This window comes from Stenotrophomonas sp. 3(2025) (genome assembly GCF_052665395.1).
The window spans coordinates 74,913-101,256 of the sequence record NZ_JBQOIF010000001.1; the positions used below are offsets into that span (position 1 = coordinate 74,913).

The following is a 26,344-nucleotide window of genomic DNA, read 5'->3' on the forward strand; positions in this document are numbered from 1 at the left end:
ATGAAAGCCTTCATCATTGACCGCTACAGCAGCAAGGACGTCGGCCGAATCGCCGACGTGCCCGAGCCGCATGTGGGCGACGAGGATGTCCTGATCCGGGTTCATGCCGCAGGCGTGAATGCACTGGACAGCAAGATCAGGCACGGCGAGTTCAAACAGATCCTGCCCTATCGCTTTCCGTTGATCCTGGGCAACGATGTGGCCGGGACGGTGGTGCGGGTCGGCGATCGCGCAGGCCGGTTCAAGCCGGGCGACCAGGTGTATGCCCGCCCGGACGATGATCCCATCGGCGGATTTGCCGAGTACATCGCGGTCAAGGCCTCCTCGGTAGCACCAATACCGAAGAACCTTGGCATGGTCGAGGCGGCCGCCCTGCCACTGGTGGCACTGACCGCCTGGCAGGTGCTGGTCGAAACCGCAGCACTGAAGAAGGGACAGCGGGTCTTCATCCAGGCCGGCTCCGGTGGCGTCGGCACGATTGCGATCCAGCTTGCCAAACACCTGGGCGCCTTCGTCGCCACCACCACCAGCACGGCCAACGTTGCCTGGGTGAAGGCTCTGGGTGCGGACGTCGTCATCGATTACCGGCAGCAGGACTTCGCTGCCGTGCTGCGTGACTACGACGTGGTCCTCAACAGCCTCGGCAGCGACGAACTCGATCGATCCCTCGGCATCCTCAAGCCCGGCGGTCACCTTATTTCCATTTCCGGGCCACCCACGCCGGCATTCGGTGCGGCAAGAGGATTGGCCTGGCCGCTTCGGCAGGTGCTGCGCCTGTTGAGCCTTCGCATCCGCCGCAAGGCCGCGCGCAGGAACATGCGGTACAGCTTCGTGTTCATGCGTGCTGATGGGCAACAGCTGGAACAGGTCACGGCACTGGTCGAATCAGGCGCCCTGCGCCCGGTGGTGGACACGGTGTTTCCCTTCGAGGAAACCGGCAGAGCATTGGCCAACATGGACGGCGGCCGCGCCAAGGGCAAGGTGGTGGTGCAGATGGTGCAGACACAGGACGTGCAGGCCTGAGGAGCGCGCTGAGCGGACAGGTGCGTCCCGATACAGGACGGCCGGCAAGCGTTGACTCCAGCACGTGGTGGCGACCCCGGTGCGCACAGGGAGTGCCCGTGCCCGCCACGGCGGGCACGGGATCAACTCAATGCAACGGCACCTTCAGCACCGATGGCGCGGACGCGGGCGAACTGAAGGTCACCGCCCCGCCCAACTGGCTGATGCCTGCATAGCGCAGGTCCACCGTATCGACCACCAGCGTCAGCCGGCTGCCCGCCGGAAGGTTCCAGCTGCTCGCTTCCAGGCGCAGATCGAGGGTGGTCGCCTGACCGGGCGCAACGCCACGCAGGGTGTACGGCTTGTGGCTGATCAGCTGGCCATTGCCCAGCACATCTTCCGCGTACAGATAGGCATACAGCGTGGTGTTGGCGCGGCTGGGGGTAACGGTCACCCGTACTTCCGGCGCGCCGTCCAGGCGGCGTGCGTTCCAGTACACTGGCCCCTGCCAGACACCTGCGGCGTTGCGCCCGATGAACGGCACGTACGCACCCGGCGGAAGGTTGATCATCTGCAGCGAGCCGGACACCATCGCCACGCCGGAATTGGCGGCGGTAGCCAGGCCACTGCCGATGCGGTAGTTCCAGCCACTGCTGCGCCCGTTCTCAGCCAGGCCGCCAGTGGGCAGAAGCAGGCCGCCGGGTGCGGTCAACGCGTAGCTGACCGCACCACTGTTGGTCGCCTGCCAGTTCGGGTAGCTGCTCCAGCTGCCCTTCTGCGACTTCAGCTGCACCGCCGGCTCGCGGTCGATGCCGTTGGCCACGCCCTTGAGGTAATGGTCGAACCAGTCGCCCGCCGAGTCGTAGACCTCGTTGGGAATGCCCAGTGCGCCCAAGGCCTCGTTGAGGGCATGGTCGCCGTGGCGCAGTTGCAGCTGCTTGGGGCCTTTCAGCTGGTTGAAGAAATCCACCAGCTGACCCGGTGGAAACAGGCTGTCGTTGAAGGCGTTCGCCAGGAACACGGCCGGCTGGTTGGCGTTGATCTCGCTGATGCTCGCAGCGGGGCTGCGGATCGCGGCCACGGGCAGCAGCGATTCCACTGCTCCCTGGTAGTTGCCGACCACCACGTTGCGGTTGATCGTGGCCAGCTCTGCCCCGGGGCGGCCGGTGACCAGGCCGGCGGCCACCAGCAGCGCGATTCCCTGAGCACTGGGGGCGTCGTTGGCGTACAGCGACGCCTGCAGGTCGGCCCATCCGCTGAGGGCGGCCACCGCCTTGATGCGGGGATCGCGTGCCGCCGCCAGCAGGCTGGTGCCGGCGCCGTAGGAGATGCCCGAGACGCCGATCCGCGCCGGGTCGGCCTGGGTGTTGTCCAGCGCCCAGTCGATCAATGCGCTGACATCCTCGACCGTGGCCGGGCCGGCAATATCGATGGCCCCGCCGGACTCCCAGAAGCCGCGCGAGCTGTAGCTGAGGACCACGTAGCCGCGCTTGGCCAGCGACTGTGCCACCCCTACGTACTCCACGCTGGGAACGGCCCAGCTGCTGGGCATCACCAGCAGCGGGTACTTGCCGCCACCTGCGTCCTGGGGCTCGATGACAAAGACCCCGAGGGGCGTGCCGTCCCAGCTGGGAAGGGTGCGGTGGGTGGTCTTGACCGTGGCAGCCCAGGCGGTGGGCGCCAGTCCGGTCAGCAGGATCAACAGCAGCACTACCTTGCGCATCGTCGTCTCTCCCCGTCGTTGGTGGTGCAACGGGCAGGACCGTACCAGTGCGAATGGTGGCTTACACCTTGCGTTGCAGCATGGGTGGAGCAAGGAGGCGCAAGGCATGCCATCGGCGTGCCTGCGTAGGCCCTACGACTTCCGGCAGGAATTGATGGTGTCGCCGATGCCATCGAAGACCTGGGAAGCGGACACGATCCAGGGCTTTGAGATGATGCAGTAGACAATCGTTCCCGCAGTTGGATCGAAGCTGAAGCTGACGACCACCGTCCCGACCACCGGCACTTTCGTCGTTGCCTTGCCCTGGTTCGCATTCGCCGGTTCGTAGACCGTGCCGTGCTCCTCGAAGCTCTTCTTCTTGACGCAGCTGAAGATGGCCTCGGTGACCCCGTTGAAGGTTCTGCAGTCCGTCATCGCAGTAGTCCCTGTTGTCTGTTCGAGCGCCAGCAGTCGGATCGGCCCCGGCATCCGGCCCGAGCCAACCCGCCGCCAGCAGGCATGAATCCGCAAACGACCTCACCACCCTTGTCAGGTACAGGTTGGAGCGGTGATGACGGTGCACGATTCATTGGTCTGCACATAGGCGCGACAACTCTGCTGCAGGCGCGCTCGCAGCTTGGTGGCGGCCTGGTTCTTGGCTGCCGTGCAACCGTCATGGGTCAATGGACCTTTGCCGGTGTTGGCATAGCCCTTTTCCGGCTGCGTGCACATGTTCGCTGGCGCGTTCTGTCGCACCGTGGCCCTCCCCTGATAGCACTGGGCGGCATTCGCTGTGGAAATCGAGCCAGCCACAAGCAGCATCGCAACAACAATGGTCGTTCTCATCGGGACACCCCTCCATGCATAGAAGTCGATTTTCCGGCGGCATAGCCTCACGCCAACCGGTACGGGTGGATCACCGAAGGCGACTGCCTCGCCTCGTCACGCATCACTCCCCTTCTATTGGATTCGATTCCTTTGCACCGGGATGCACCGCATCCACGTCCTGCGTGCTGATGCCGGCGCGTGATTCTCCGTGCAGCGCACCCGAGGACATCCAGGCGTGCAGCGATGCCAGGCCGACCGGGCCATCCGCGGCCCCAAGCCTGATGTCAAACCGATGCTGGCCGGGCCCTAGTCCATAGAGGGAGCGCGACGCCAGCGCGACGCGTCTGCCGTCGGCGTCGATGCCACCGATGATCAGTCGACGCAGAGAGCGGTCCGCTGCCGGCATATCGATGATCACGGTGGCAACGTCAGTGCGCTTGCCTTCAGCCGCCCTGCCCTCACCTGCCGGTCGCGCGGGCGCCGGCACGCTCAGCGTCAATCGAGGCGTCTGTGGCGATTGAAGGAGGTCATGGCGCCGCGTGCCCGCGCCAGGCTTCTGGGCATTGAATACCCAGAAGCCGCCATTCCATGGCCAATGGCCGATGGTCTGCGCACCGGCGGCGGGATCCGATCCATGCAACTTGTCCGGAATCGCATCGTCCGGGTCCACGGTGATCTTGAACTCATAGGCAGTGCCGGCGTCACTACCGCCCAGGTTGGCGGTATTCCACAGCGCCTCGACGTTGGCGATACCGCGCGGCGCAATGGTGACCGGCTTTGAACGAGCGAACTCGACATAGTCCTCTTCGTGTGCAGAGACCGGTTCGCGCCCGCCCAGCCTGTCGGCGTCCGGCGCCCTTGCGCGATAGGCGAAGGCGACGACGACCTTCTGCGCAGCTGTATCGAGAGAGTAGTTGTGCACCGGCACCACGATCCTGACCTTGGTTCCTGCATCCACGCCACCCAGCAGCGGTGCGTACTCACCGGTCACATCGTCCGGCAAGGCCTCGGTGAGCGCCAGTCCACGCAAGCGGAAGTACTCGTCCTGCGGCGCCAGTGTCCACGCGCCTTGCGTCGGGTCGTAGGCCATGCGCCACGGCAGGTTGAGGGCAGGATCCGGTCGTCCGCCATAGGTGGATTTCCACCACTGCGATCCACCGGAAGAGCGGAGGAAGTCGGTTCCATGCGCGACCTTGATGCCGCCATTGCCGGTGACATAGATCAGTGTCTGGTAGTGATAGGCCCGTGACGCAATTCCGGGCACATCCGGCTGATCGAGGGTGATTCCCCGCGAGTTGCGCATCGTACGCTGCGCGACCACGCTGCTTTCCCAGTTCGATGCGTCAGACAGGCTGACGGTGCCTTCGTAGTTCGCGCTGCCGCTGAACATGCGCACCTCCGCTGACGCCCGGAATCCGGTGGTGATGTCGATGCTCCTGCTGAGCGAATAGGAGAAGGACTTCTCGCTGCTGGAGCCGGACTCCCTGGTGTAGTCGAGGCTGAACGTCTGGGCATTGCCATCGAAGGCACGCGCGATGGGGCTGTTGAGCGGTTTTCCCGCCACCTCGACGGTCTTCCCCGCCTCATCGCGAAAGCTGAACGTGCCGATGTCGGTGGCGAACAGACCCTGCGTCGGGATCTCCGGATAGCTAGTGGCGTTGTAGTTCTGGTGCGACGGGTTGTACCAGTCGTAGTTCAGGCCGCCGCCGCTGTACTCCATCAATTGCCCGGGTATGACGATGTCGTAGAAGGGGAACCGGCCCGAGCGCTCCTGGTTCACGCCGTAAACGGGATAGCGCCAGATATCGATCAGGCGCATGTTGAATACCAAGTGGTCGTCCTGGGTGGTGGTGGCGGCCTTCTGGGTGGTGATCGACTGGTAGGCATTGTTGAGCGAGCGCTCCATGCTGTTGGTCTCGAACGATGCCGCCGTTCTTACCGAGAGTGACGTCTCGAAGTTGGCAATGTTCATGAAGCCGCCACCGACGGTGCTGCCCACGGTCTGCGTAAGGCCGCCACCAAACCGGGACGAGCTGGAGTTGGTTGATGTCTCGGTGAGCGTGCTGTCTGCGCTGTCACGCAAGGTGACACTGAACGCCGATGGCCCGAAGCCGCCAAGCAGGTTGACGATCCGGTAGGGGGAATCACCACCGGGGTCAGGCAGCGCATCAACGTGGCGCGGCGGCATGCCGACCACGTACTGCGGATCGATCATGTCCTGGATGGTGATGTGCGCTGGATTTCCCAGATACAGGGAATCACCACCACGATCATAGGCGATGATCGGCACGCCGAAGACCAGGCCGGTGCTCTCGTAGTTGGGCATGCGATGGCGATACACCGGATCAAGTGCAAACGACTCGTTGTTGACACGGGCGACAACGATCTCCGGCAGGATGCGCCCGGGTTGGTCACCCCGTTGGGGCAGTGCCACCGCCAGCTGGTGCCGCGGATCGACGCCATCGTTCCTGAGGCCGATGAAATTGCCTGCCGCAACCATCGGGCCCAACCCGGTGGTTGCGACCGGCGATCGGTCCGATGAGAACTGAGCTTCCGGACCGGCATGGAAGGATGGCGGCGTGCCATCACGGACCTGCAGTACGCGCCCCATTACTCTGCCCTCGGGTGACACGTAGGCGACCGCCAGCTGCCGCCTGAAGAACGGATCGCTTGCCGGAGTGGCTGTCCTGGGATCGAACTGGAACAGGCCAGTGGCGAGATCGGCGTAGGAGTTGCCGGCGACAGGTCCGAGCAGGGAGTTTGCCGTCGGCGGCCCTATCTGCTCCAGCTTGGCCGGGTCGAAATAGACCAGTGACAGCATCTGGTCGGTGCCGGCGTCCCGTTGGGCGAGATAGCTCACGATGAACTGCTCATGGCCCCGGCCAACGAAGTCCGCCGAGGCGAGCCCGATCGAACTCGGGCGGCCGCTGGGGACATCGTACGCATAGGAGCTGCCGACTCGCTGCAGGGTGTGCTTGCTGCCGTCGCCCGCATAGCGGTACGCCGCCAGGCGGATGCGTCCGGCGCCTGCGCCAGCCGACGCATCGGCGGCAGTGACGATCTGCAGGGTGCCGTCGTTCATGTAGTCCCCCAGCGTCACCGCGACGTCGCCGGTGGGCGCCTCATCGGCCGGGCCGACATAGGAGGCAGCCACTTCCAGTCCGCCTTGCGAACCCGCTCCTGGCGTCCAGAGGATCACGTCGACCTGCAGTCGCTGCTGCAGGTTGGCATAGGCGGCAACGATCATCTGTTGGGGCTGTTCATCCTGGTTGGGGCGCCGCAGGATCTCCCCGACCGCCAGATCGAAATTGCGGCCCGCCATGCTGGTGGATGGATTGGCAAAGGACAGCGTTGCGCGCTGACCATCGTTGATCTTCAGAGGGCTTGTATAAACCGTGATGCCGAAGTTGGTCATGCACACCGCCTGCTCGAAATCGGGCGTGGATACACGGCCATGGGCAAGGCGTCGCCGCTGTGACTGCTGGCAGGAATCTCCCGGCTGCAGCTTCTGCGCCGACACGCTCCACTGGGTGAGCTCTGCGTTGGCTGCGGCGTAGTCGAACAGATCGCTGTAGAGCGATGAGTTCTGACTCGCCAGCATTCCGATGGTGCTGACCGGGAACATCGTCAGCCGCTTCGGGTTGGTGATGGGATCCACTTCACCGGGGCGCACCTCAGCAGCGCTTTCCCCGTGCACCTGCATTGCCTGCTGTGCCGCCGCAACGTTGGCAAGCGCTGCCGCAGTCAAGCACATTGCCACAACTGCACGCATCCACGATGGGCAAGTGCGATTGCGCACCCGTACGGCGGCCGTGCCTGGCGCATTACGATCGGAGGCGTCGGCACGCTCCCGATCCCGTTCGCCGCCAAAGTGACCCCAGCTCATGATGCTCTCCCTGCCCTTCGAAAGCCGGACTCAGTGCTTCCGGCACATCAGCGCGGTGTAGTACGGCGCCTGCACCGCGCTGTCGGACGGCTGCCCGGCAACCGGCGCCGTCTTTGTATCGACGATGTTGAAATCGCCCTTGGACGCATAGCCGCTGGCGCAGCAGCCGCTGGCGCCGGCGATGTCATGGCCACTGAACGGAATCTTTCCCTGAACGCCATGCACGTGGCTGCGCACTTCGCTTGGATCCAGCGGCTTCCCGCCGAACTGGTAGTAGGGCGTGCCATTATCGGGGAGCGCGACGATATAGCGCCCCGCAACTGAGTTTTCCACCTCCCACGATGCAGGACACATCGTCTGTGCCATGAAGGTCATCAGACCTGACGGGATGGCAGAACCATCGCCATTGGAGGTCTTGATGCAGAGGCCGTACTGGGCGTAAGGCAGGTCACCGCTCGCCTCCTCGGAGGCACCGCTCACCGCATAGTCCCCGGAATCACCCAGGCTGCCATTGCAGCAACCGCCGATCAGCACGAAATTCTTCGATGGGAGATTGATCTTGCCGTTGATGCGCTGATGCCTGTGCGCCGGAGGCTTTTTTCCATCGAGCGCATCTCCGGCAAAGCCGCCGACACCGGCGCCCAGGGGCGCGGGCACCACAAAGCGTCCCTTGGCACCATCGACCGATGTCCAGCCCTCTGGGCATGTGCCGGCAAAATAGGCCTGCGTGAAGAATGGCATGGCATCAGCTGCTGCAACGATCTGCGGCGCCGATGCGTACAGGAGCAGAGCTGCGAGCAGCGGGGCCTGGGTTGGCCGGGAAAGACGACGCGTGGTAGCCATGTCGCACCTTTTGAGTGAGCGTGAGGCGAAAGCGGTCGTGGTCAGGCATGTACTGGACCCGAGGTCGCAGCACGGCGCTTGATGTTGGAAAACGTGCAGCTTGAAGGAGAAGTCAATCGACCTTGCAGGCAAGCAATTGAACGAACGGCAGCGCGGATGTCGACTCGTCGGTCTCCAGCTCCGCAGAGTGCTCTCCCTTGCGGGTCGATTGGCTGTTGCAGCAACTGCTGGCGGCCGATATCGAATGCTCGTTCAAATTGGCCGAAACCTTCGCCTTGTGCTTGTGCCTGCGATCTTCGCGGTCTGCCAGCGCCTTTCCCGAGGTCGACCCGATCGCACCCGTATCGTTGGCCACCAGCAGCATCCTGCCATTCGCATTGGTGAGCCGGCTGCTGCCTGCCGGGCAAGCTGTTCCGGACATGAAGAAAATCATGTTCTTCGGCAAGTCCGCCATGGCCGCCCCTTCAAATCCCAACAAGGCGACCATGCCGACGGCCAGCATTCCAAAGGTTCGCGTGCGCATCCCCTGCCCCCTTCGCATTTGGACGTATGTACAAGCCTGGAATTCTTGTTACGCCAATCGTGTATTCCCGCTTCTGCATGCGGCCCGTTCGTTGATCCGGGCCGGAGGGCGAACCTTGCATCCGCTCCTGCAGTTGCGGCGAAGTATGATCCTATAATCAATGAATATCGTGCGCGGCGTCGCAAAAGTAGAAAGTGCAGATAATCCATTGGACCCCGGAATATCGCCGGGGAAAATGGTCAATTATTTGACGCAGCGCTACAGCGTTGCCTGCGCCTGCAGGGTGAACACCCAGCTGTCGGGCCGGCTGGCATAGGCGCCGGGCCGTGCCACGTACTGCACCGCCGGCCGCAGCACCAGCCACGGGGCGACCTGCACGCCGTAGTTCAGCTCGACGAACTGCTCGTTGCTCTGCACATCCTTTCCGGCGAGCTGCTGATGGCGGGCGAGCCGGTCGGAGATGTCCAGCCGGTTCCAGGCCAGGCTGAGCACGTCATCCTCGCGCGATGCGATCACACCACGCCAGCTCACGCCCGCTTCCCACGAGTAGCGCATCAGCCCGGTCTTTGCATCCGCCCGGGTGGCCACGCCGAACACCGAAATGCCGCGCACCGTGTCACCCTCGGGCTTCCACACCCGCTGCGCGGCCTGCACGTACGAACCACTGCGATGCGAAGCGCGAGGTGCCGTCGGGTCACCGATGTCATCGGCGTTGGAGGTATCCAGGTAGTAGCCGACCTTGTAGGTACCGCCATAGTCCTCTCCGGACTTGCCATGGCTGTAGCCCAGCTCGACCGGCAGGAACAGGCCGGTCTTTCCCTTCGTCGAAACACGGAAGCCGCTGTTGGCCTGCTTGCGCGTTGGATTGACGTCGTAGATGCCGGTCTGCGCGTACCAGCCTGAGGGATTGTTCCACTTTACCCGCAGGCCCCATTGGCCTGTCGGATTGTCCAGCCAGCCAGAACTGTAGATCGGGCCCAGCGGATGCCCGCACTGGCCGTTGTTGTTGAAGTTGCAGGTGTAAGGCAAGCCACCGAAGTCGTTGCCCATCGAGTAGAAGCCACCCTTCAGGCTCAACCGCTTGTCCAGCAGCCAACGCTCGTAGGAGAGCTCGTTGAAACGCAGGTTCTGGCCCTGGCCATAGAAGGCCTGGTTCTGGATGTAGGAACCGGTGGATCGTTCATTGATGGCGTTGCCGAAGCGATCGGAGAACACCACGCGCAGGGTGCCGTCGAAGCCGAGTGCCTTGCCGGTGTCGATCGTCGCGCCCAGGTCGATGTGCTCGGCGGTGGACCAGCCACTGCCCTTGTATCCGTCGCTGTTGACGCCACTGCCGATCACGATGCGCGCACTCGGCGTGACACCGCGGTCCTGCAGCCAGAGGCGCGCAGCCCAGTCCGCACTCAGCGGCGTCTGCACGACGCTGTCTACCGGCTTGGGCTTGGCGGTGCCACTTGCTTCGGCGGCCGACACCGGCCCGTTGACGATGAAGGCGAGCAGCCCGATGCCGGTCAAGGATACGAAATTCATGCAGCCGCCCTCCGCGCCTTCCGGGTCTTCCACGCGCGGCGCACCAGCAGCACCATGCCTACCAACGCCAGCACGGCAAGGATGAGCATCGGCAGCCACAAGCGTGCAATCTTCGCCAGAAGTGGCTTCTCGCCGCCAGCACGGGTCAACGCCACCTGCGCTTCGGTGACCTGGTCGCCCGGCCCGAACTGCGCGCGCACGTAGGTCGCCACCGCTGCGATATCGGCGTCACTCAGGTCCTGTACGAACGAGCCTTTCGAGAAGTGCGGCATCAACGCATGCTCGCCATGCACGTCGCGGTCAACGCCGCCGAGAATGGTGGCGATCAGGTTCTGCGGGCGGGTCATACCGACGGTGGTGTTGTGCACCAGGGAGGGGTAGTACCCGTCCCTGCTGCCCTCGCCCCTGGATCCATGGCAGCTTGCGCACAAGCCTGAGTACAGCACCCCGCCGGAGGCCAATGCAGCACTCGTGCCGCGTACCGGCTGCTCACCCGGCGCCGTGGCGGCGTCTCCCCACGCGAAGGCGGCCCGGGTGGCCTCAGGATCGGCCACGGCCGGCACCGTGCGCAGGTAGGCGACGATGGCCGCGATATCATCGTCCTGCAGCTTGGACAGGCTGTTGCTCACCGCTTCGGCCATGCCACCCCCGGCCTGCGCCTTGCCGGCAACGCGGCCGGTCTTCAGGTACTGGGCCAGCTCGGCATCGCTCCAACCCCCGATGCCGCTGGTGGGGTGTGAGGTGATGTTGGGGGCGTACCAGTCACCCAGCGATCCGCCGGCGAAGGCCTTGCCGTCCACTTCCTGCATCATCAGCCCGCGCGGACTGTGGCAGCTGGAGCAGTGCGCCAGACCCTCCACCAGATAGGCGCCGCGATTCCACTGCGCGCTCCTGCCCGCATCGGGGGTGAACGTTTCCTTGTCCAGGAACAGCAGGTTCCACACCGCCATGGACTGGCGGATGCTGAAGGGGAACGGCAGCTCGGTCGCGTGAGCTTCCTCATCGACCGGCGCCACCTCCTTCATGAAGTAGGTATACAGCGCGTGGATGTCCTCGTCGGTCAGCTTGGCATACGAGGTATAAGGCATCGCCGGATACAGATGGGCGCCGTCCTTGCGCACGCCTTCGCGTACCGCCCTGGCGAAATCGTCTTCGCTGTACAGGCCGATGCCATGGCTTCTGGAGGGCGTGATGTTGCTTGCCCATATCTCACCCAGCGGCGAGGCAATCGCGTAGCCGCCTGCGTAGGGTTTGCCCTGCTTGGGGCTGGTGTGGCATGCCACGCAGTCCGCAGCGACAGACAGGTAGCGCCCGCGTTCGGCGACCTCATCTGCGTGCGCGGATTGACTGGCTGCAGCCAGCAGCATCAGCAGAGCCGAGGCGAAGGTCTTCATGCTGCACGCTCGATGGCATCTGCTGCCTTCAGCGCAAGCGCGGCCATGGTCAAGGTGCTGTTGACCACGCTGGCCGACACCATCGGGCCACCGCCCGGGAGCCACAGGTTGGGATGATCGTGTGCGCGGCAATCGCCATCGACCACCGAATCGCGCGGATCCGCGCCCATGATGGTCGAGCCCATGATGTGGTTGTTGGCGTTGAGCGCCGTGGTGATGACGAACTCCTCGGCGTTGAACAGCGAGCCGATGTGACGCAACTGCTTGCAGGACTCGTCATAGCCCTTGCGGGCGTAGTCGCCCAGCGAGTAGTGGATGTCCGGGCAGGCCAGGCCATGACCATCGACCCGCGTTTTCGACAGCGTCAGGCGGTTGCTGGGATCTGGCAAGGGTTCCAGGCTGATCGAAAGATCCACGCCGAAGACCGCACGGCGGCGGATCTCCGCATCCAGCGCGTCGCCGACCAGGCCCTTCTTCAGCGCCTGGTCGGTGGCGATCGCCACCCGGCTGATGTTGTTGAGGATGATCTTGGTGGCCGAGTACTGCGAGCGGAAGGCGCCGTCGCGCGGACCTACCATGCAGCTGGACTGCGCCGGTCCACGGCCCAGCCAGATCGGCCTGTCGGCAATGAACGAGCAGTGGAACCCGGAATGGTCGAGCATGTTGCGCCCGACCTGGTCGGAACTGTTGGCGATACCGTTCGGGTTCTGCTCATTGGCGGCAAGCAGCAGCAGACGCGGCGTCTCCAGTGCATTGCACGCAATCACGAAACTGCGGCCGGTGGCCTTGTGGCTGACCTTGTTGTTGTCATACCAGTGGATGGCCGTTACCCGGTTCTGCGCGTCGGTATCGATCTTGTAGGCCACTGCTTCGGCCAGCACCTGCGCGCCCAGTTTCTCGGCTGCTTCGATGGTGTGGATGCCGTTGTACATCGCGCCGATCGGGCAGATCGGTTGGCAGTTGTTGTTGCCACAGCAGGCGGGCCGGTCATTCCAGGGCGTGACCATGCGGCCCTGCGGAATGGGCACCAGGTTGTAGCCATGCGGATTGACCACCTCGGCGAACACCTTGTCACCGTTGCCCCACGGGATCATGTCGGCAAGGTAAGGCCTGGATCGCTCGGAGGGGCTCTGCTTGTCCGGATCATTCGGCCCGGAGACGCCCATCGCCTCCTCGGCGCGGCAGTAATAAGGCTCGATGTCGTCGTAGCTGATCGGCCAGTCGCGGCCCACCCCGTAGGTGCTCTGCATCCTGAAGTCCACCGGCAGGTGGCGCCAGCAGGAGGCGGCCCAGTGCCAGGTGGTGCCACCCACGGCCTTGATGAAGCCCTGATGGAAGCTGCTGGCGTCGGGGCCGGTCAGGCCCACGTAGTCGTTGGCCGGGAAATACAGCGGCGCGGTGGCAAGCGGTGACTGTGGATACGGCCCCTGGAAATCACTGCCGATGCGTCGTTCGAAGCTGACGTTCCGCCAGTTCTCGACCACGTCGGAACGATGCAGGCGGGGGCCCGCCTCAAGCACAAGAACCGATTTTCCGGCACGAACCAACTGGTGGGCGATCAAGGCGCCGACGACGCCCGAACCGACGATCACAACATCGGCATCGGCGTCGCCATCACGGAAAACCGGAGCTTTCATGAGGGGAATCCATAACAATTACGGGAAAAGAGCTGGAAGCGCAGGCTCAGCCGTGCGCGCGTACCGCCGCCGGCGGCTCGGCCGTCCACCATGCCGGACCGCCTTGTGCATAGGTGGGCGGGAACAGGCCATCGTCCACCGGGCGCTGCATCAGCGCATCGCGATAGGACACGGTGATGGCCTGCGGCCCCTTGCCTACGCTGCCGGTGTACCAGGCAGTGATGATGGCCAGCGCTGTCGGCCGTGCATCGCCAACAGCCGCCAGCAGCGCTTCAGGGCCCTGCACCTGTTGCGCTTTGGCCGCGAGTGCGGAGAACTGGGCGTGCATGTCGGGATGCAGCTTGGCGAAGGCGGCTTCGATGCGCGCGGCGGTTGCCGGATCAAGGTCGGACTTGCCGGTCAGTGCCTGGCAGAGCTGCAGAAAGCGCCCGTCCGTCCGTCTCGCTGGCGTGGCACCGGCATGGGTTGCTGGCGCCTTGCCGTTGCAGGCAACAAGCAGCGAAGCGGAGCCAACGGCCAGCAGGAAGGTTCTGCGCGTCAGGCCTTGCCCACTCCCTTCCAACCCCTCGGGAACACTCATGATGTGGACTCCTGATGCGTCACTTCTTCGGCTGCCCCTGACCGCGACGCGGGGGGCACCTACTCGGGCAACTTTAACGCACCTGAACGTCGTCGCGGAGTGAGCAGGAAGCGCCGCAGCGCGGCGAAGCGCCCTTCTCCCGGCACCAGCAGAGGCAGATTTCAGCCGGTGCGCTGCCACCCCCGTCACGCCCGCACAACGCGCTCAACGCTAGAAACAAGGGGTTTCCTACTCTGGAGAGTGGCCATGCGGGTACTGCTGCTGTGTGCCGTGGCGACGATGGCATTGTCGGCCTGCAACCAAGGCGAACCGACCGATAAGGCACAACATGCCGATGCGGTTCGGCAAACCCCACCAGCGGCCAGCGCGTCGGCGCGCAACGTGCCCGGCGGCGGCAGCGGCACCGCCGCCTCCGAAGACCAGGCCTCGGGGCCAGAGGCCGAACGCGGGAAAGAAGCCGCGCCGCCGCCGCCCAAGCGCTAGGCGCGACCGACCGCAACGTCCCCGGTCCGGCGGGCTGCGGAACAAGCGAATCTACTCGGCCCTTTCAAGCACGATGCGGACGAACGGGATCCAGTCATCGCCGACCCGATGCTCCCATTCCCCGGTCAGCAACTTCCGGTCGCTGCTGATTACGCCGTCGAACCGCTGGGACTGACCCTGGATGGTGTACCTGCCGCCATCAAGTCGTGAAGTGAAATCGCTGGTGCCACCATCAGCGTCGTAGCTGCGGCTGAAGAAACCACCGGCTTCAACATCGACGCCGATGATTTCCGTGGAGCGCACACGCTGCCCGTCCATCATCGCGTCGACCTCATGCACCAGGAAGTGACCGTTGGGCATCCACGTGTAGACGTCCGATGCGAACGACACCCCGCCCGTGCTGCCGTCGGATTGCAGCGCGATGAGGGTGGTCTCCCACGCTCCGGCAAGAACGTCCAGCCGGCGGTGGTGTCCGCTGTGGAAAGCTGCTTGTGTCATGGCGACTCCGTACTGGGTGAGGCGGTATAGGGTTCAACCAGGGCGCGCAGCAGCTCCATGCCCGTGGCAGTAGTGGTGGGCGCAGCGGTGCCTTCGCGCTGGACGAAACCGGTCCAGTCCGCGCCGGCCACCCGCCTCAGCTCCGTCGGCTCCACCGCCAGCCAACGCATGGGCCAGAAAGGCAGGCGTCTCTGCCCCACCCTGCCCCGCTGCAGTTCGATCAGGCCGCTGTGGCTGCTGGCACCCAGTACCCGGGAATATGCCACCTGCAGGCCATCGTCCGGGCCTTCCATGCATTGCACGAAGCGCACCCCGTCGAACAGCAGTACGCCGGTGACGCCGGCATCGCGGTTGAAACGTGCTGCGTCATCCACGATGTCGCACAGCCTGCCCCCGGCCTGGCCCAGCCGGCTGGCAGCAATATCCGCTGCCGCCTCGCTGGTATACACAACGGCTCTGATGGGCACGTTCGACCTCCCTGCCGACCTCCCTGCAATGGGCTCCCAACCGTAGCAGAAGGCCGGTTGAGGCAGGGCAGCAGGCGCAGCCTGAAACAGAACAATTCAGTGAAATGTGAAAAGGAACCCCGGCAGGATTCACGCCATGCACTGCTGCCCCATGGCATGAAACAACTCCGCCTGCGAGATCGATTTCATGCCTGACACCGGACTCTTCTACGTCTTTTCAGTGGACTACGCGACCGATGCGCGAGGCTGCATCGATCAGGTCACCGCTATCGCGTTCCGCTGCAACCAGTGCCACCACGTGTCCCGCGCCGACGCGGAGCTCAAGCGGATGACGGGGGGCACGCTGCTGACCTGCGGAAGGTGCGGGTCGCACCAGGCCGTCAGCAATGCGCGCCTGGTGGACGGCGAACATCTGGCGGCAACCGGCCACTCTGCAGCAGCGGCCGACCAACGCTGAGCCTGGTTCCGACGCGCGCCCAGTGCCCGGCGTGAGGGGAATGCATGCATCTGCGCGCTCGATGCGCATCCGCCGTTCACTGCATCTACCCCGCAGCCCAACACCGGCCGGGATAGCCTCGTCACTCCTTCCCCGCTGGAGCGCGCCATGGCCATCAAGACCGCTGAAGACCTTTTCATCCACGAACTGTCCGACATCTACAGTGCCGAGAAGCAGCTGACCAAGGCCCTGCCGCGGCTCGCCCGGGCCGCAGAAAATCCCGCACTTGCCGCCGCGTTCGAGACACACCTCGAGGAGACCCAGGGCCAGGTCGAGCGCATCGACCAGGTCGTGGAGGTACTGGGCATCCGCCTGAAGCGGATCAAGTGCGCGGCGATGGAGGGCCTGGTGGAAGAAGGCAAGGAAGTCATCGAGAGCATTGAAAAGGGCCCAGTGCGCGATGCAGCACTGATTGGCGGCGCACAGAAAGTCGAGCATTACGAAATCGCTTCCTACGGCACCATCGCCGCGCTGGCCAAGCAGCTCGGATACAAGGACGCTGTGCCGTTGCTGCTGGAAACGCTGGAAGAAGAAAAGGCCACGGACGAGAAGCTGACCCTGCTGGCCAAGAGCGGCGGCAACGCCAAGGCCGCCCGGGCCGCGTGATCGCAGGTGCACCGCAGATCAGCCTACGCGTCGCCCGCCAGGGGGCGGCGCGCTTCTGCGCGAGGATGACGTATGCATCCTGATCTACTTGGATGGACCGCCACAGCCGTACTGATGGCCACGCTGGTCCGGCAGATGGTCAAGCAATGGCACTCGCCGCACCCGGAAACCGTCTCGAAGTGGCTTTTCATCGGGCAGATGACCGCGTCTACCCTGTTCACGATCTACAGCGCGCTGCTGGGCGCCACCGTGTTCGTGGTCACCAACCTGCTGTTGCTGGCAACCGCGCTGATCGGACAGCTGCTGGCGTGGCGCCGCAACCGTGCAACGCCTTCGAGCTCATATGGAAGGACGCCTTGATTGTTGACGTTGCGTCCACGCCGGCTTGATGCGGGTACTCACGCGTTCACGTTTACCGTTGTCGTGCCCCCCGCACGATGCGGTCCAATCAATGAGGAAACGTCATGCAGCGCGATCAGAAAGACCTGCCCCATCCGGATGACGACGCGGCTGCGGTGCCTGCTGCCAGCGCTGGACAGGCCAAGGCCCACAACAGTGCCAATCATGATCAGGCGTTGACGGAGACGTTCCCGGCCAGCGATCCGATCTCTCCCTTCGTCGCCGCCGCCACGCCGGATGAGCAGGCGCAACGGCTTGGCAAGCGCGTGACGCCCGCTCGGCAGGACAAGGGTGAGGGGGACGACGGAGCTGGCCAGTGATCGGGCCTGCGCTCCCGCCGAAGGGGCCGGCCAGCCCGCGCCCGTCAGGCGGCTCCGGCGCGCTGGTGCGTGGTGCCGAAGACGAACAGGCACTGGGGGCCTGACAGCTCGGAGCCTGTCATGGAACAGCCCACCGCCCTGCTCATCATCGATCTTTTCAGCCTGTTCGACTTTCCACAGGGGCGGCAACTGGCTCCGTACGCCGTACGTGCAGCCCAGCGCACCGCCCGCCTGCGTGCTGCATTCGACGCGCACCGCTGCCCGGTGATCTACGCCAATGACAATTTCGGCAACTGGCAGCGCGACTTCCCGCAGCTGGTCGAGGCCTGCCGGCAGAAGGGCGGCGCCTCGGCGCGGATCGTCGAGTACCTTGCCCCCAGCGAGGAACACTACTTCATCCTCAAGCCGAAGCACTCCGCCTTCCTCGCCACGCCACTGCCGGTGCTGCTGGCCAAGCTCGGCACCCGGCGATTGGTGCTGGCCGGCATGGTACTGGACGCGTGCGTGCTGGCCACTGCCATCGATGCCAACTCGCACGAGTACGCGACGGTGGTCGCCCGGGAAGCGGTCGCCGCCCTGCCGGACCGCCGCCGGCCGGCCCTGCAGACCCTGCAGCGATCGGGCGCCGTCGAAGTACTCAGCAACCGTCAGATCATCGCTTCGCTGTCATCCACGTCCTCATATCAACGCACGGGCCTGGCACCACCGCGCTGAACCGGGCCTCTCGCCAGGGCGCGCTTCTTCGCCGGCGGCCGCGGCGTCCCAGCGCGATAATCGACCTGGCACACCGGGCAGAAGAAGGTGCGCCGATGCGTGGTGCCCATGTAGACCTTGCTGATCGGACCACCACAACGGGGGCATGTCCGCCGGGTGTGCACTTGCCAGTGCTCTTTCAGCTCGAACCCGCGCTTCCAGCGCAGGAAGTCGAAACTGTATTCGCGGGCCTGCTTGACCAGTTCGGCAAGCTTGCGCGGCGGAAGATCACCAACAGGGTTGGCCGGGTGGACGCGGATGCGGAACAGCACCTCGTTCTTGATGATGTTGCCCACACCGGAGAACAGCGTCTGGTCCAGCAGGGCATCGCAGACCAGGACATCGGGCATCGACTTCAGGCGACGGCGGGCAAGCCGGGGGTCCCACAGGTCGCTCATCACGTCGGTGCGCCAGTCGTAGACCTCGTCCAACGGCTGATCGATCAGCTTCACCGAGCAGGTGTAGAAGTTCAGTTCGCCGTTGTCAAAGCGCAGCGATACCCGCGCTGGCGTCTCCTTGCGCTCGTCGATGCGCCAGCTGCCGAACATCATCAGGTGGATGCGCAGACTGACGTGGCTGAACTCCAGCAGGAAATGCTTGCCCCAGCTGCGCACGGCCCGCACCCGGCGTCCCTCCAGGCAGGCCAGGTCGAGCGTGCTGTTGCCACTGACGCCACGGACGGTCTTTCCCTTGAACCTGGCGGCGGCCTCGCGCAGCAGCACGATGGAAGGACCTTCAGGCATTGGCGTGCTCCAGCATCGACTGCAGTTGCAGTGCATTGGGCACGGCGTGGCCGTGCGCCGTGTTGTCAAGGATGATCCACGCCTCCCCCGCCTGGGCGGCCTCTACTGCGGCGGCCACCAGACTGCAGAGCTGCGGTTGCTGGTAGGCGCTGTAGTACATGCGCGGCTGCCCGTGCCACCGCCAGTAGCTCCAGTGCCTGGCTCCGCCCGGCTGATCAGCCCCTGCAACCCGGGCGGGATCGGCCGCGACCCGGGAAATGCCGTGGTCATCCAGCAGCGCGTCGGCCTTGTCGTCGAACCAACTCGGGTGGCGTGGTTCGCAGGCGACCCGCACGGCGCTGCGCCGGCGCAGCGCTCGGAAGAAGGCCGAGGCCGTGCGGCCATCGTAGGCCAGGCTCGGCGGCAGCTGCAGCAACAGGGCGCCCAGCCGATCACCCAGATGCGCCGCCGCGTGCAGGAACGTGTCGAGCAACGGCGCAGCACCGCGCAGGCGCGCGTCATGGGAAATGGCCTGCGGCATCTTCACCGAGAAACGGAAACCGTGCGGCACGCTGGCCGCCCAGCGCGCATACGTGGCGGGCTGATGTGGTCTGTAGAACGACGAATTGATCTCCACGATCGGAAAGCGCGATGCATAGCGCTGCAGCGCACTGTCTCCCACAGCAAACGCGTGGGCGATGTCCGTGGGCAGCGACCACCCTGCGCAGCCCACGGCGACCGGGTGGCCCGGTCGCGGATGACGGAGTTCACGTGCCATGGCGCTACGGTGGCGACAGGCTCGTAGCAACATGGTGAACACACGTTGGCTGCGGCGTGAAGCCTGTGCCGCCGGGCGTGGCCGGCCTGCAGCCGTCAGGTTGCCGTGTATCGGCCATCGCTGCTCAGAGGCTGGCGTTGACCATGGCGCCTGCCGGTTGCTGTGGTATCGGCATGGAATGCCCGTTGCGCGGTGCAACGCGTTCGTGGGTGGCGGCCAGGACCTGGTTCACCCGATGGAGCGTGCCACGGCCACCGGGCTCGATACCGATGATGTAGACGAAGCGGCCGTCACAGCGCGACTGCGCCGATTCAAGCCCCTCGGTTTCAGAAATCACGCGCTTCAGTGCCTTCTCCCAGGCCCTGCCGGGGGGCGATGCCAGTTCCACCACCACTGCGGTTTCCCCGCAGTCCAGCGGCATCACTTCCACGCGCAGAATGCGCGGCGCCCTGCTGGTCTCGGTGCTACCCATTTTCAGTCCTCCTCGGCCAATGACGGCGGAAGTATCCACGTCCGGCGCCAAGGCGCCGTCAAGAATGGATGGCCGTTGCGTGCAGGTCGATCCCTGCCTGCTTCCCCGCGTGAGCCGTTGATTTCAAGGCCTGGCCGGATGCTGGTTACCTTCTTCCACTCTCGGCGGCGTCGCCGCGGGAGCACTGACAAACTCATAGCGTGAGAGCAACCAGGCGTGATCGGCTGCCAAGGCAGCTCGCGCCCGTGCCTCCTGATCGACGACGCTGACCAGATTGCCGGTTGTCCGCAACAGTGTTTCGTTGTCCAGGCGGAAGGGTGAAACGTCGCCGACGTAGATGTCACCGATGTAATTGAGCTTGCCTGCCTCGATCGTGAAGCTGACCGCCTGGGGCTCGGCAATGGCGATGCCCTGCTGCCCGATGCCAATCCAACCGATGTAGTAGCGGCCAGCCTTGACGGGGCGGGTCTTCAGGCCCTTTGCGCAGGTGGCTACGGAATCGAACCTGTACGGACCCCAGAAGCCGGTCGACGCGTTTCCGGACAGGTAGAGCTGCACGAAGTTGATCCGATCTGCGCAGGTGAGCGAAGTGACCAGGATGCCTTCGTCCGGCTTGAGTTTCTTCGATTCCTTGATGTTTTCCACGCCCGCGCTCGCTGCTGTCGACAGCATCAACAGCGCTACCATTGCAATCGTTCGCTTCATCTGTCCGGTTCCATTGAAATGCCGGGCGACATGCAGGTTCTACCGCATCTGCAGAGGCGCCGCGAGGTAGGCGTTGCAGTTCTCGCCGCAGGTTCTCAGCTCTTCTTCAAGCGCGTCGGTGGACGGTGCGCCCGGCGCAGGAACGGCCAACTGGCGTTGGAAGGGATATCGCGCAAGCAGCTGTTCGTGAGCAGCGCGCAGCGTGTTGCGGCCGCGATGGAAGTCCATTTCATCTGCGTATGCCCTTTTTACGGCGAGCATAGCGCCAGCGCGGCGCGGACGCTACGGGCATCGGGTTGCCCGGCCGTGATGCGTCACGTCAATCGTCGGCACGCGCCCTGCGGACAGCTATCCACCGGGCAAGGGCCACGCCGCTAACAGGTCATTCTTTCATGCATGGGCACCTTGATCTGACAGGAGCCCAGTGCTTGCGCGCAGTCACACCTTCGCACTTTGGTCGTTGACCTGTTGACGACAAAAAAAGACGCTAACGACACCGCGATAGCTTTCCTGACGCCAGTGCGCGGTCGAGATCCCAGGCAATACCGGCTACGGCCGGATCGCATCCCCGACACCTGTCACCGCATCGTCCTGCACACGGAAAAGCCTCGCCTGCCGTGGTGGACGGCTGCGCCCTGCCCCTATCCATGGAGATCCGCAATGCGCCTTGCCACGTTCTTCCTTGCCCTTGTTTTCAGCACTTTTGCCGGGGCCGCACATGCCCAGGTCGTGACCCTCAACAAGGGTGGGTTCGTATTGACCTATGACTGCAGTATCCACAGCGCGACCCGTTACGAATACACGCTGGTGGCGGACACCGGCTCGGCGGCCCGCCCGTCCAGCTTCTACAAGGACCCGGACCTGCCGGCAGGCTGCCTCGGCCAGACCAGCACCGCCTCCTATGCCAGCGTGCAGTCCGGCTATGACCGGGGACATCTGGTGACGTCCAATCACATGGACTACGAGGCCACTTACATCCGCCGCGCCAACTACATGACCAACATCGTGCCGCAGGTGTCCAGCTTCAACCAGGGCATCTGGGTGAAGGCCGAGAACGTGGCCGAGTGCTACCGGGACATCGCCCCGGTCGACGTCTATGGCGGCGTTGTCTATGGCGATGCGTCCAATGACCATTTCCTGGCCAGCCATGGCATTCCGACCCCGGAATTCTTCTGGAAGACGATCATCACCAAGGATCCAAACACCGGCACCGCCAAGGCCATCAGCTGGATCATTCCCAATGAAGCGGGTCTGGGCAGTCTGGACAGTTATCTGGTCACCATCGCGGATCTGGAAGAGCTGCTGGGTGCCAGCTACGTGGCGATCAACGCGCCGGCGTCGCTGAAGAACATGCTGCCCAGTGCCAGCTGGCCGCTGCCGAGCGGATGCGATCTGAGCTGAGCGGCGGATGGCCCGGCAGAGTCTTCTCCGCCGGGCCTGCGCTGCGTGAGGACCCTGCCTGACCTGCCTCCGCGCCCCGCCTCAGGGTGCGACGCCGGCGCGAGCGGCATCCGGCCTGCGGCGGTAATGCAACGCAAACAGATACAACCCGGTGAACAGCTGCAGGAACAACGGCGGCAGCGGCGAGTAGGTCAGCCAGGCCGGTGGTTCGCCCTGCCCCATCCAGCGCGCCACGAAGTTGGCGATCACTGTCAGGGTGAAGACGATAGACGTCCAGCGGTGCACGGGACGCGCCCAGCTGCCGGCCCTCACTGCGGCGCCCTCGCGGCAGTCTTCGCAGGGCGCTCGATCATCTTCCAGCCATTGCCGGACGGATCACGGAATCCGGCATCCACTGCACCATAGCGCTCCACCGGCTCCTGGGTGAATTCCACCCCACGTGCCAGCAGCTGCTCGTAGCTGGCGCGGCAATCGTCCACCGCCAGCACCAGCGGCGGCATCGCACCCTTGGCCACCATCTGCTGCAGGGTCAGCGCAGTGGCCGCATCGTGTACCGGCGGCCCCGGTTTGAACAGGCCGAGCTGGAAACCGCCCTCGCCGCCCGAATGCACCGTGAGCCAGCGATGGTCGCCGTTGCCGACATCGGTATGCACCTGGAAGCCGAGTGCGTTGACGTAGAAATCGAGTGCCGCATCCTGGTCGTGCACATACAGGCCGACCACATTCACCATGCCAGTCATAGCATCCTCCCTCAGGTGGGATCTACGCTAACAAGGCCGGTGCGGCGGCGCTTCTCCAAAACTGCGATCTTCAGGTCCGGGCGCCGTGCGGCACGCGCATGGCACTCCGGCACCGCACCCTGCGCCGGGGCATCGGTCCGCTCGCGGTCGCGGAGGGCACCGGGGCTGTCGCCGGTGATGTCACGAAAGATGCGGCTAAAGGTGCCCAGGCTGGTCCAGCCGGTCTGCAGTGCGATCTCGGTGATCGGCAGGTCGGTATCGCGCAGCAGGGCGACAGCGCGCTCGATGCGGCGGCTGAGCAGATAGCGGTGCGGCGGCACCCCGAAGGCGTCCTTGAAGGAGCGCGCGAAATGGGCCGCGGAAACCGCACTGATCCCGGCCAGCCGCGCCACTGGCCAGTCTTCATGGCTGGCCCGGTCCATGTGGTCTTTTGCACGCAGCAGGCGGCGCAGCAGTTCCGGGCTCTGGGTCATGCGCCCAGCGTAGCGCAGAAGGCGGCCTCACTTCCGGTGGGTAGCGGGCGGTGGGATACTGCGCAATGCCGCAGCGGGCCTGAAGCCGCTCCCGGCCCCGCCCAAACTTCAAGGATGATCCCGATGCGCAGGATGCACTTCGCCGGCACGCTGTTGAGCCTGGCATGCCTAACCATTTCGTCCGCCTGGGCCTCGGAAGATCCCGATTCACTCGCCCTGTGCGATCAGGTGGCGCCACTGATGGACGCCGACGACTTCAAGGCGCTCGATGCCATGGCCGATCGCTTCCGTAAGGGCCAGCGCAATGCCAGCGGCTATTCCAACCTCAGCCGTTTCTACATCTGCATATCGCGGCGCATCGGCACCGCGCCTCAGGATGTACGGCAGTGGAATGACTGGACCGCCTGGGCCGCACGCTGGATCCGGCAGTCACCGGGCTCCCTGTCGGCCCATCTGGTCGCCGCGCGCGTGCCGCTCAATCTGGCCTGGAGCTTCCGAGGCGATGGCTATGCCCACGAGGTGTCGGCGCAGGGCTGGCAGCAGTTCAGCGAGTACAACGCGGTAGCGGCCGCCTATATGCAGGAGCACAAGGCGATCGCCAAGCGCGACCCCTACTGGTATGAAATGTCCCTCCTGATCGCGTTGCGGCAGGGGGTGGATGAAGCAGCCTTCATGGCGCTGGTCGACGAAGGCAGCAGGCGCTTTCCCGACCATGACCCGCTGTATCTGATCGCGATGCAGCGCTTCACCCCGCACTGGCAGGGCGATGCACAGCAGATGGAAGCTTTCGCACGGCATGCTCTGGCACGAACCTCCAAGCGCCGCCGCGCCAGCCTGTATGCGCGCCTGTACGCATCGGTCAGCGAAGGCGTGCCGGGACAGCAGCTGTTCCAGAACTCGGCGGTCGACTGGCCGCTGATGCGGCAGGGATGGGAAGACATCCTCGCCGAGTACCCGACTGCATGGAACCTGGAGACCGCCGCCCGCCATGCCTGCCTCAGCAGTGACGTGCCCGCTGCGAAGGCGTGGCAGCGCCGGTTGCTGGCCGGACAGGGCATCGGCGAACCTTATCTGAGCATGGTGGTCGATTCGGCCGAGCGCCAATGCCTGCCGGAGGGCTCCTTCGCACGATGATGGCGCCGGGCGGGCAGCAGGCCCGGGCGCGCGTCAGCGCGCCATGGTCCGTGCGGCCTGCTCCTGTGCGGCCTGCTCCTGTACGACCTGCCCCTGTTGCCGGGCATCCTGCCGTGCGGCGCCGGTGCGCTCGGGTGCATCCTGCAGCTGACGCACCTGGTCCTCGACCGGCGTAGCCACTGCCTGCGCAGTATCGGTGCGGGCGACCTGACGATCGGCGGCGTGCGGCTGGCCCTGCACCGCGAACGCGTACCTGCCGTCGTCACTGAGCACGGCCTCGTCGATCCGCTGCATGCCCTTGCCCTTGGCCGCGACCAGCAGGGCCATGCCCAGCCGTTCGCTCATCTCATCACCCTGGCGCCCCATCGCCTGGTCGAGGCTGCTCACCGCGCCTTGGCTCTGCAGCCACATGCCGTGGTCCGGGCTGGCGGTGTGCCGTGGGTCCTGCCGGGGCAGCAGCGGTGAGGGCGGCGCGAGCGACTGCAGGTGCTCGCCCTGCACGGCAGCATCGATCTTCTGCAGATCCTTGCCGCCCGCCGCAGCGATATGGAACAGACGTTCGGCCATGCCATAGGTGGATTGCCCCTGGTTGCGCGCCAGCCCCAGGGCGAAGGCGTCCACATCCTGCTGCGGCCTGCCGTTGCCGTCCTCTGCAAGCACCTGCCACGATGGCCCCAGCATCGGGTTGTCCCCGACCATCGACTGGGTACGCTCCATCAGCGTGCGCATCTGGGCCTCGCTGAAGCTCAGGGTAGTGAGCTCACCGGCCTTCACCGGTCCGCGATCACCGCTGGGGTCGCCGGACAGTGCCGCGTTGACCATTCCGGCAATCTGCTCACCCTGCGCATGGCCGCGCAGGTCGAAGGTGAATTCATAGCGGCGCTGCGCTCTGTCTTCCTGGCCGTCGGCGCCGTAGGCGCTGACCCGGGTTGCCGGAAGGTTGCCGTTGTACTGCACGCTGCGCAGTTCGGTGCGGCTGCCGTCCTCGCGACTGACCTGCACCACGTCGCCGCTGTTGCGTGCACCCGCCAGGTCCAGGCCGAACGTGTCGCCATAGCCGACCTTCAGCCGCGTCTGCGAACTCACGCCCAGCCGCTCGACCGTCGCCAGATCCTGCACGCCCGGGGTCTGGCCGCTCAGCGTGCCGTTGTCGATGAACTGTTCATAGGCCTGGCGGCCTTCGGCTTGATCCAGGTCGAACGTAGCAGTGCGGACGGCAGCATGGCCGAGCGCGTCCTGCCGACCGGCAATCGCGCTGAACCTGCCGGCACTGAATCCCATGCCGTTGAAGGCTTCCACCGCCTCGTTCGGCCCGGTGGAGACGCGCACCCGGCCATCATCCAGGCGATCCACGCGGTAGCTGGCACCGCTCGCCTCGGTCGTCTGGCTCTGCATGGCGATGTTGCGGAAGCTGCCTTCCAGTGCGGTGCCGGTGAACTGCTGGCCATCCAGGGTGACGCTGCCCCCCTTGGGAATGGTCTGCGGATCGAACGGGTTGATGCGGGTGGGATCGACGTCCACCGCCTCGCTGGGCAGGCTGACCCTGTAGCGCCCGCGTACGCCGGTGCCGCTGGTGTCCTGGAAGCCGGCACCTTTCGCGCTTGCCCCGACCACCGACTCCATCGTGAGCAGGTAATCCCTGCCGCCATCGGGCGTCGGGCTGCCGGCCATGTTCAGCGACGTCCCCTGGAACTGAGCTGCGAGACTGGACGCTGCGCGCTTGTGCTCGGTACCCACTTTCAACGCGCCGTCGCCCTCGTTCAACGTGACCGAGTAACCACCGGCGGCGGCCCGCACCTCGCTGTTGGCCGAGGTGTAGGTCGGATCGAACGACGCCGAGGCGGCATCGCGCGGCGCATCCTGGGTTGCGCCTTCCTTGCTGGTCCGGGCATTCATGCCGTGACCTCCTTGAACAGTGACGCGCTGATTATAGGACGCGGTGTGCGCAGCACGTTCACATCGCGCCGCAGCC

General features: G+C 65.0%; 30 protein-coding genes. 9 read left to right on the plus strand and 21 right to left on the minus strand.

Annotation, left to right across the window (positions count from 1 at the left end; translation table 11 throughout):
• On the plus strand, positions 1-1,023 hold the full coding sequence (locus ACUXVE_RS00320; protein ID WP_445513548.1) for an NADP-dependent oxidoreductase: 1,023 nt from the start codon (positions 1-3) through the stop codon (positions 1,021-1,023).
• Between the two features lie 127 nt (positions 1,024-1,150).
• On the opposite strand, the gene ACUXVE_RS00325 is transcribed toward ACUXVE_RS00320, so the two are convergent.
• From ACUXVE_RS00325 to ACUXVE_RS00370, 10 genes are all read right to left on the minus strand, one after another.
• Entirely contained in the window at positions 1,151-2,725 is a 1,575-nt protein-coding gene (locus tag ACUXVE_RS00325; RefSeq protein WP_093818374.1) for a CocE/NonD family hydrolase, read from the minus strand.
• 132 nt (positions 2,726-2,857) lie between these two features.
• Positions 2,858-3,193, minus strand: a complete 336-nt coding sequence (locus ACUXVE_RS00330; protein ID WP_222389513.1) for a hypothetical protein — start codon at positions 3,191-3,193, stop codon at positions 2,858-2,860.
• A 60-nt stretch (positions 3,194-3,253) separates the two neighbouring features.
• Complete coding sequence (locus tag ACUXVE_RS00335) at positions 3,254-3,550, minus strand: hypothetical protein (RefSeq protein ID WP_127563146.1); 297 nt, start codon at positions 3,548-3,550, stop codon at positions 3,254-3,256.
• A 103-nt stretch (positions 3,551-3,653) separates the two neighbouring features.
• Positions 3,654-7,418 (minus strand): hypothetical protein, encoded by a 3,765-nt coding sequence (locus ACUXVE_RS00340; protein WP_445513549.1) that lies wholly within the window; start codon positions 7,416-7,418, stop codon positions 3,654-3,656.
• 30 nt (positions 7,419-7,448) lie between these two features.
• Positions 7,449-8,261, minus strand: coding sequence for a hypothetical protein (locus ACUXVE_RS00345; RefSeq protein WP_222389508.1), 813 nt, complete (start codon positions 8,259-8,261; stop codon positions 7,449-7,451).
• 112 nt (positions 8,262-8,373) lie between these two features.
• Positions 8,374-8,784, minus strand: coding sequence for a hypothetical protein (locus ACUXVE_RS00350; protein ID WP_445513550.1), 411 nt, complete (start codon positions 8,782-8,784; stop codon positions 8,374-8,376).
• Between the two features lie 258 nt (positions 8,785-9,042).
• Positions 9,043-10,314 (minus strand): carbohydrate porin, encoded by a 1,272-nt coding sequence (locus tag ACUXVE_RS00355; protein WP_445513551.1) that lies wholly within the window; start codon positions 10,312-10,314, stop codon positions 9,043-9,045.
• Positions 10,311-11,708, minus strand: coding sequence for a c-type cytochrome (locus tag ACUXVE_RS00360; RefSeq protein WP_445513552.1), 1,398 nt, complete (start codon positions 11,706-11,708; stop codon positions 10,311-10,313). Before ACUXVE_RS00360 ends, ACUXVE_RS00355 begins: the two co-directional genes overlap by 4 nt.
• Positions 11,705-13,345 carry a GMC family oxidoreductase gene (locus ACUXVE_RS00365; protein WP_032974706.1) on the minus strand — a complete coding sequence of 547 codons (1,641 nt, stop codon included), beginning with the start codon at positions 13,343-13,345 and terminating at the stop codon, positions 11,705-11,707. Before ACUXVE_RS00365 ends, ACUXVE_RS00360 begins: the two co-directional genes overlap by 4 nt.
• A gap of 46 nt (positions 13,346-13,391) precedes the next feature.
• A complete protein-coding gene (locus ACUXVE_RS00370; RefSeq protein WP_445513553.1) occupies positions 13,392-13,925 on the minus strand; it encodes a sugar dehydrogenase complex small subunit in 534 nt (177 codons plus the stop codon).
• A 246-nt stretch (positions 13,926-14,171) separates the two neighbouring features.
• Here ACUXVE_RS00370 and ACUXVE_RS00375 point away from each other — a divergent pair, with 246 nt between their 5' ends.
• Positions 14,172-14,408 carry a hypothetical protein gene (locus ACUXVE_RS00375; protein ID WP_445513554.1) on the plus strand — a complete coding sequence of 79 codons (237 nt, stop codon included), beginning with the start codon at positions 14,172-14,174 and terminating at the stop codon, positions 14,406-14,408.
• Positions 14,409-14,459: 51 nt separating this feature from the next.
• On the opposite strand, the gene ACUXVE_RS00380 is transcribed toward ACUXVE_RS00375, so the two are convergent.
• Both ACUXVE_RS00380 and ACUXVE_RS00385 read right to left on the minus strand, forming a co-directional pair.
• On the minus strand, positions 14,460-14,906 hold the full coding sequence (locus ACUXVE_RS00380) for a DUF1579 family protein (protein WP_445513555.1): 447 nt from the start codon (positions 14,904-14,906) through the stop codon (positions 14,460-14,462).
• A complete protein-coding gene (locus tag ACUXVE_RS00385) occupies positions 14,903-15,373 on the minus strand; it encodes a BLUF domain-containing protein (RefSeq protein WP_445513556.1) in 471 nt (156 codons plus the stop codon). Before ACUXVE_RS00385 ends, ACUXVE_RS00380 begins: the two co-directional genes overlap by 4 nt.
• Before the next feature lie 187 nt (positions 15,374-15,560).
• Between ACUXVE_RS00385 and ACUXVE_RS00390 the strand changes: the two genes are divergently transcribed.
• The 5 genes from ACUXVE_RS00390 to ACUXVE_RS00410 all read left to right on the plus strand — a co-directional run bounded on the left by ACUXVE_RS00390 (position 15,561) and on the right by ACUXVE_RS00410 (position 17,908).
• Complete coding sequence (locus ACUXVE_RS00390) at positions 15,561-15,830, plus strand: hypothetical protein (RefSeq protein ID WP_445513557.1); 270 nt, start codon at positions 15,561-15,563, stop codon at positions 15,828-15,830.
• A 147-nt stretch (positions 15,831-15,977) separates the two neighbouring features.
• Positions 15,978-16,475 carry a YciE/YciF ferroxidase family protein gene (locus ACUXVE_RS00395; RefSeq protein ID WP_445513558.1) on the plus strand — a complete coding sequence of 166 codons (498 nt, stop codon included), beginning with the start codon at positions 15,978-15,980 and terminating at the stop codon, positions 16,473-16,475.
• A 72-nt stretch (positions 16,476-16,547) separates the two neighbouring features.
• Positions 16,548-16,835 carry a hypothetical protein gene (locus tag ACUXVE_RS00400; RefSeq protein WP_445513559.1) on the plus strand — a complete coding sequence of 96 codons (288 nt, stop codon included), beginning with the start codon at positions 16,548-16,550 and terminating at the stop codon, positions 16,833-16,835.
• Between the two features lie 104 nt (positions 16,836-16,939).
• Positions 16,940-17,194: a hypothetical protein gene (locus ACUXVE_RS00405; RefSeq protein WP_445513560.1), complete on the plus strand. Its 255-nt coding sequence runs from the start codon at positions 16,940-16,942 to the stop codon at positions 17,192-17,194.
• A 120-nt stretch (positions 17,195-17,314) separates the two neighbouring features.
• Positions 17,315-17,908 (plus strand): cysteine hydrolase family protein, encoded by a 594-nt coding sequence (locus ACUXVE_RS00410; RefSeq protein WP_445513561.1) that lies wholly within the window; start codon positions 17,315-17,317, stop codon positions 17,906-17,908.
• On the opposite strand, the gene ACUXVE_RS00415 is transcribed toward ACUXVE_RS00410, so the two are convergent.
• The 5 genes from ACUXVE_RS00415 to ACUXVE_RS00435 form a co-directional block, all read right to left on the minus strand.
• Positions 17,878-18,690, minus strand: coding sequence for a DNA-formamidopyrimidine glycosylase family protein (locus tag ACUXVE_RS00415; protein WP_445513562.1), 813 nt, complete (start codon positions 18,688-18,690; stop codon positions 17,878-17,880). The two genes, ACUXVE_RS00410 and ACUXVE_RS00415, sit on opposite strands and share 31 nt — an antisense overlap.
• Complete coding sequence (locus ACUXVE_RS00420) at positions 18,683-19,447, minus strand: DUF72 domain-containing protein (RefSeq protein WP_445513563.1); 765 nt, start codon at positions 19,445-19,447, stop codon at positions 18,683-18,685. Before ACUXVE_RS00420 ends, ACUXVE_RS00415 begins: the two co-directional genes overlap by 8 nt.
• A 124-nt stretch (positions 19,448-19,571) precedes the next feature.
• On the minus strand, positions 19,572-19,919 hold the full coding sequence (locus tag ACUXVE_RS00425) for a hypothetical protein (protein WP_445513564.1): 348 nt from the start codon (positions 19,917-19,919) through the stop codon (positions 19,572-19,574).
• Positions 19,920-20,042: 123 nt separating this feature from the next.
• Positions 20,043-20,624 carry a hypothetical protein gene (locus ACUXVE_RS00430; protein ID WP_445513565.1) on the minus strand — a complete coding sequence of 194 codons (582 nt, stop codon included), beginning with the start codon at positions 20,622-20,624 and terminating at the stop codon, positions 20,043-20,045.
• 39 nt (positions 20,625-20,663) lie between these two features.
• A complete protein-coding gene (locus tag ACUXVE_RS00435) occupies positions 20,664-20,852 on the minus strand; it encodes a hypothetical protein (RefSeq protein WP_445513566.1) in 189 nt (62 codons plus the stop codon).
• Positions 20,853-21,284: 432 nt separating this feature from the next.
• On the opposite strand from ACUXVE_RS00435, the gene ACUXVE_RS00440 reads away from it, so the two are divergent.
• Positions 21,285-22,025 carry a DNA/RNA non-specific endonuclease gene (locus ACUXVE_RS00440; RefSeq protein WP_317219658.1) on the plus strand — a complete coding sequence of 247 codons (741 nt, stop codon included), beginning with the start codon at positions 21,285-21,287 and terminating at the stop codon, positions 22,023-22,025.
• An 81-nt stretch (positions 22,026-22,106) separates the two neighbouring features.
• Here the strand turns inward: ACUXVE_RS00440 and ACUXVE_RS00445 are convergent, their stop codons facing one another.
• The 3 genes from ACUXVE_RS00445 to ACUXVE_RS00455 are packed head-to-tail and all read right to left on the minus strand — an operon-like array spanning position 22,107 to position 23,238.
• Positions 22,107-22,337 (minus strand): hypothetical protein, encoded by a 231-nt coding sequence (locus ACUXVE_RS00445; protein WP_025874484.1) that lies wholly within the window; start codon positions 22,335-22,337, stop codon positions 22,107-22,109.
• Entirely contained in the window at positions 22,334-22,765 is a 432-nt protein-coding gene (locus ACUXVE_RS00450; RefSeq protein WP_445513567.1) for a VOC family protein, read from the minus strand. Before ACUXVE_RS00450 ends, ACUXVE_RS00445 begins: the two co-directional genes overlap by 4 nt.
• An 11-nt stretch (positions 22,766-22,776) precedes the next feature.
• Positions 22,777-23,238 (minus strand): helix-turn-helix domain-containing protein, encoded by a 462-nt coding sequence (locus ACUXVE_RS00455; protein WP_445513568.1) that lies wholly within the window; start codon positions 23,236-23,238, stop codon positions 22,777-22,779.
• 123 nt (positions 23,239-23,361) lie between these two features.
• Between ACUXVE_RS00455 and ACUXVE_RS00460 the strand changes: the two genes are divergently transcribed.
• Positions 23,362-24,372: a hypothetical protein gene (locus tag ACUXVE_RS00460; RefSeq protein WP_222389481.1), complete on the plus strand. Its 1,011-nt coding sequence runs from the start codon at positions 23,362-23,364 to the stop codon at positions 24,370-24,372.
• A 33-nt stretch (positions 24,373-24,405) separates the two neighbouring features.
• Here the strand turns inward: ACUXVE_RS00460 and ACUXVE_RS00465 are convergent, their stop codons facing one another.
• A complete protein-coding gene (locus ACUXVE_RS00465; protein WP_445513569.1) occupies positions 24,406-26,268 on the minus strand; it encodes an XVIPCD domain-containing protein in 1,863 nt (620 codons plus the stop codon).
• Positions 26,269-26,344: the final 76 nt, after the last annotated feature.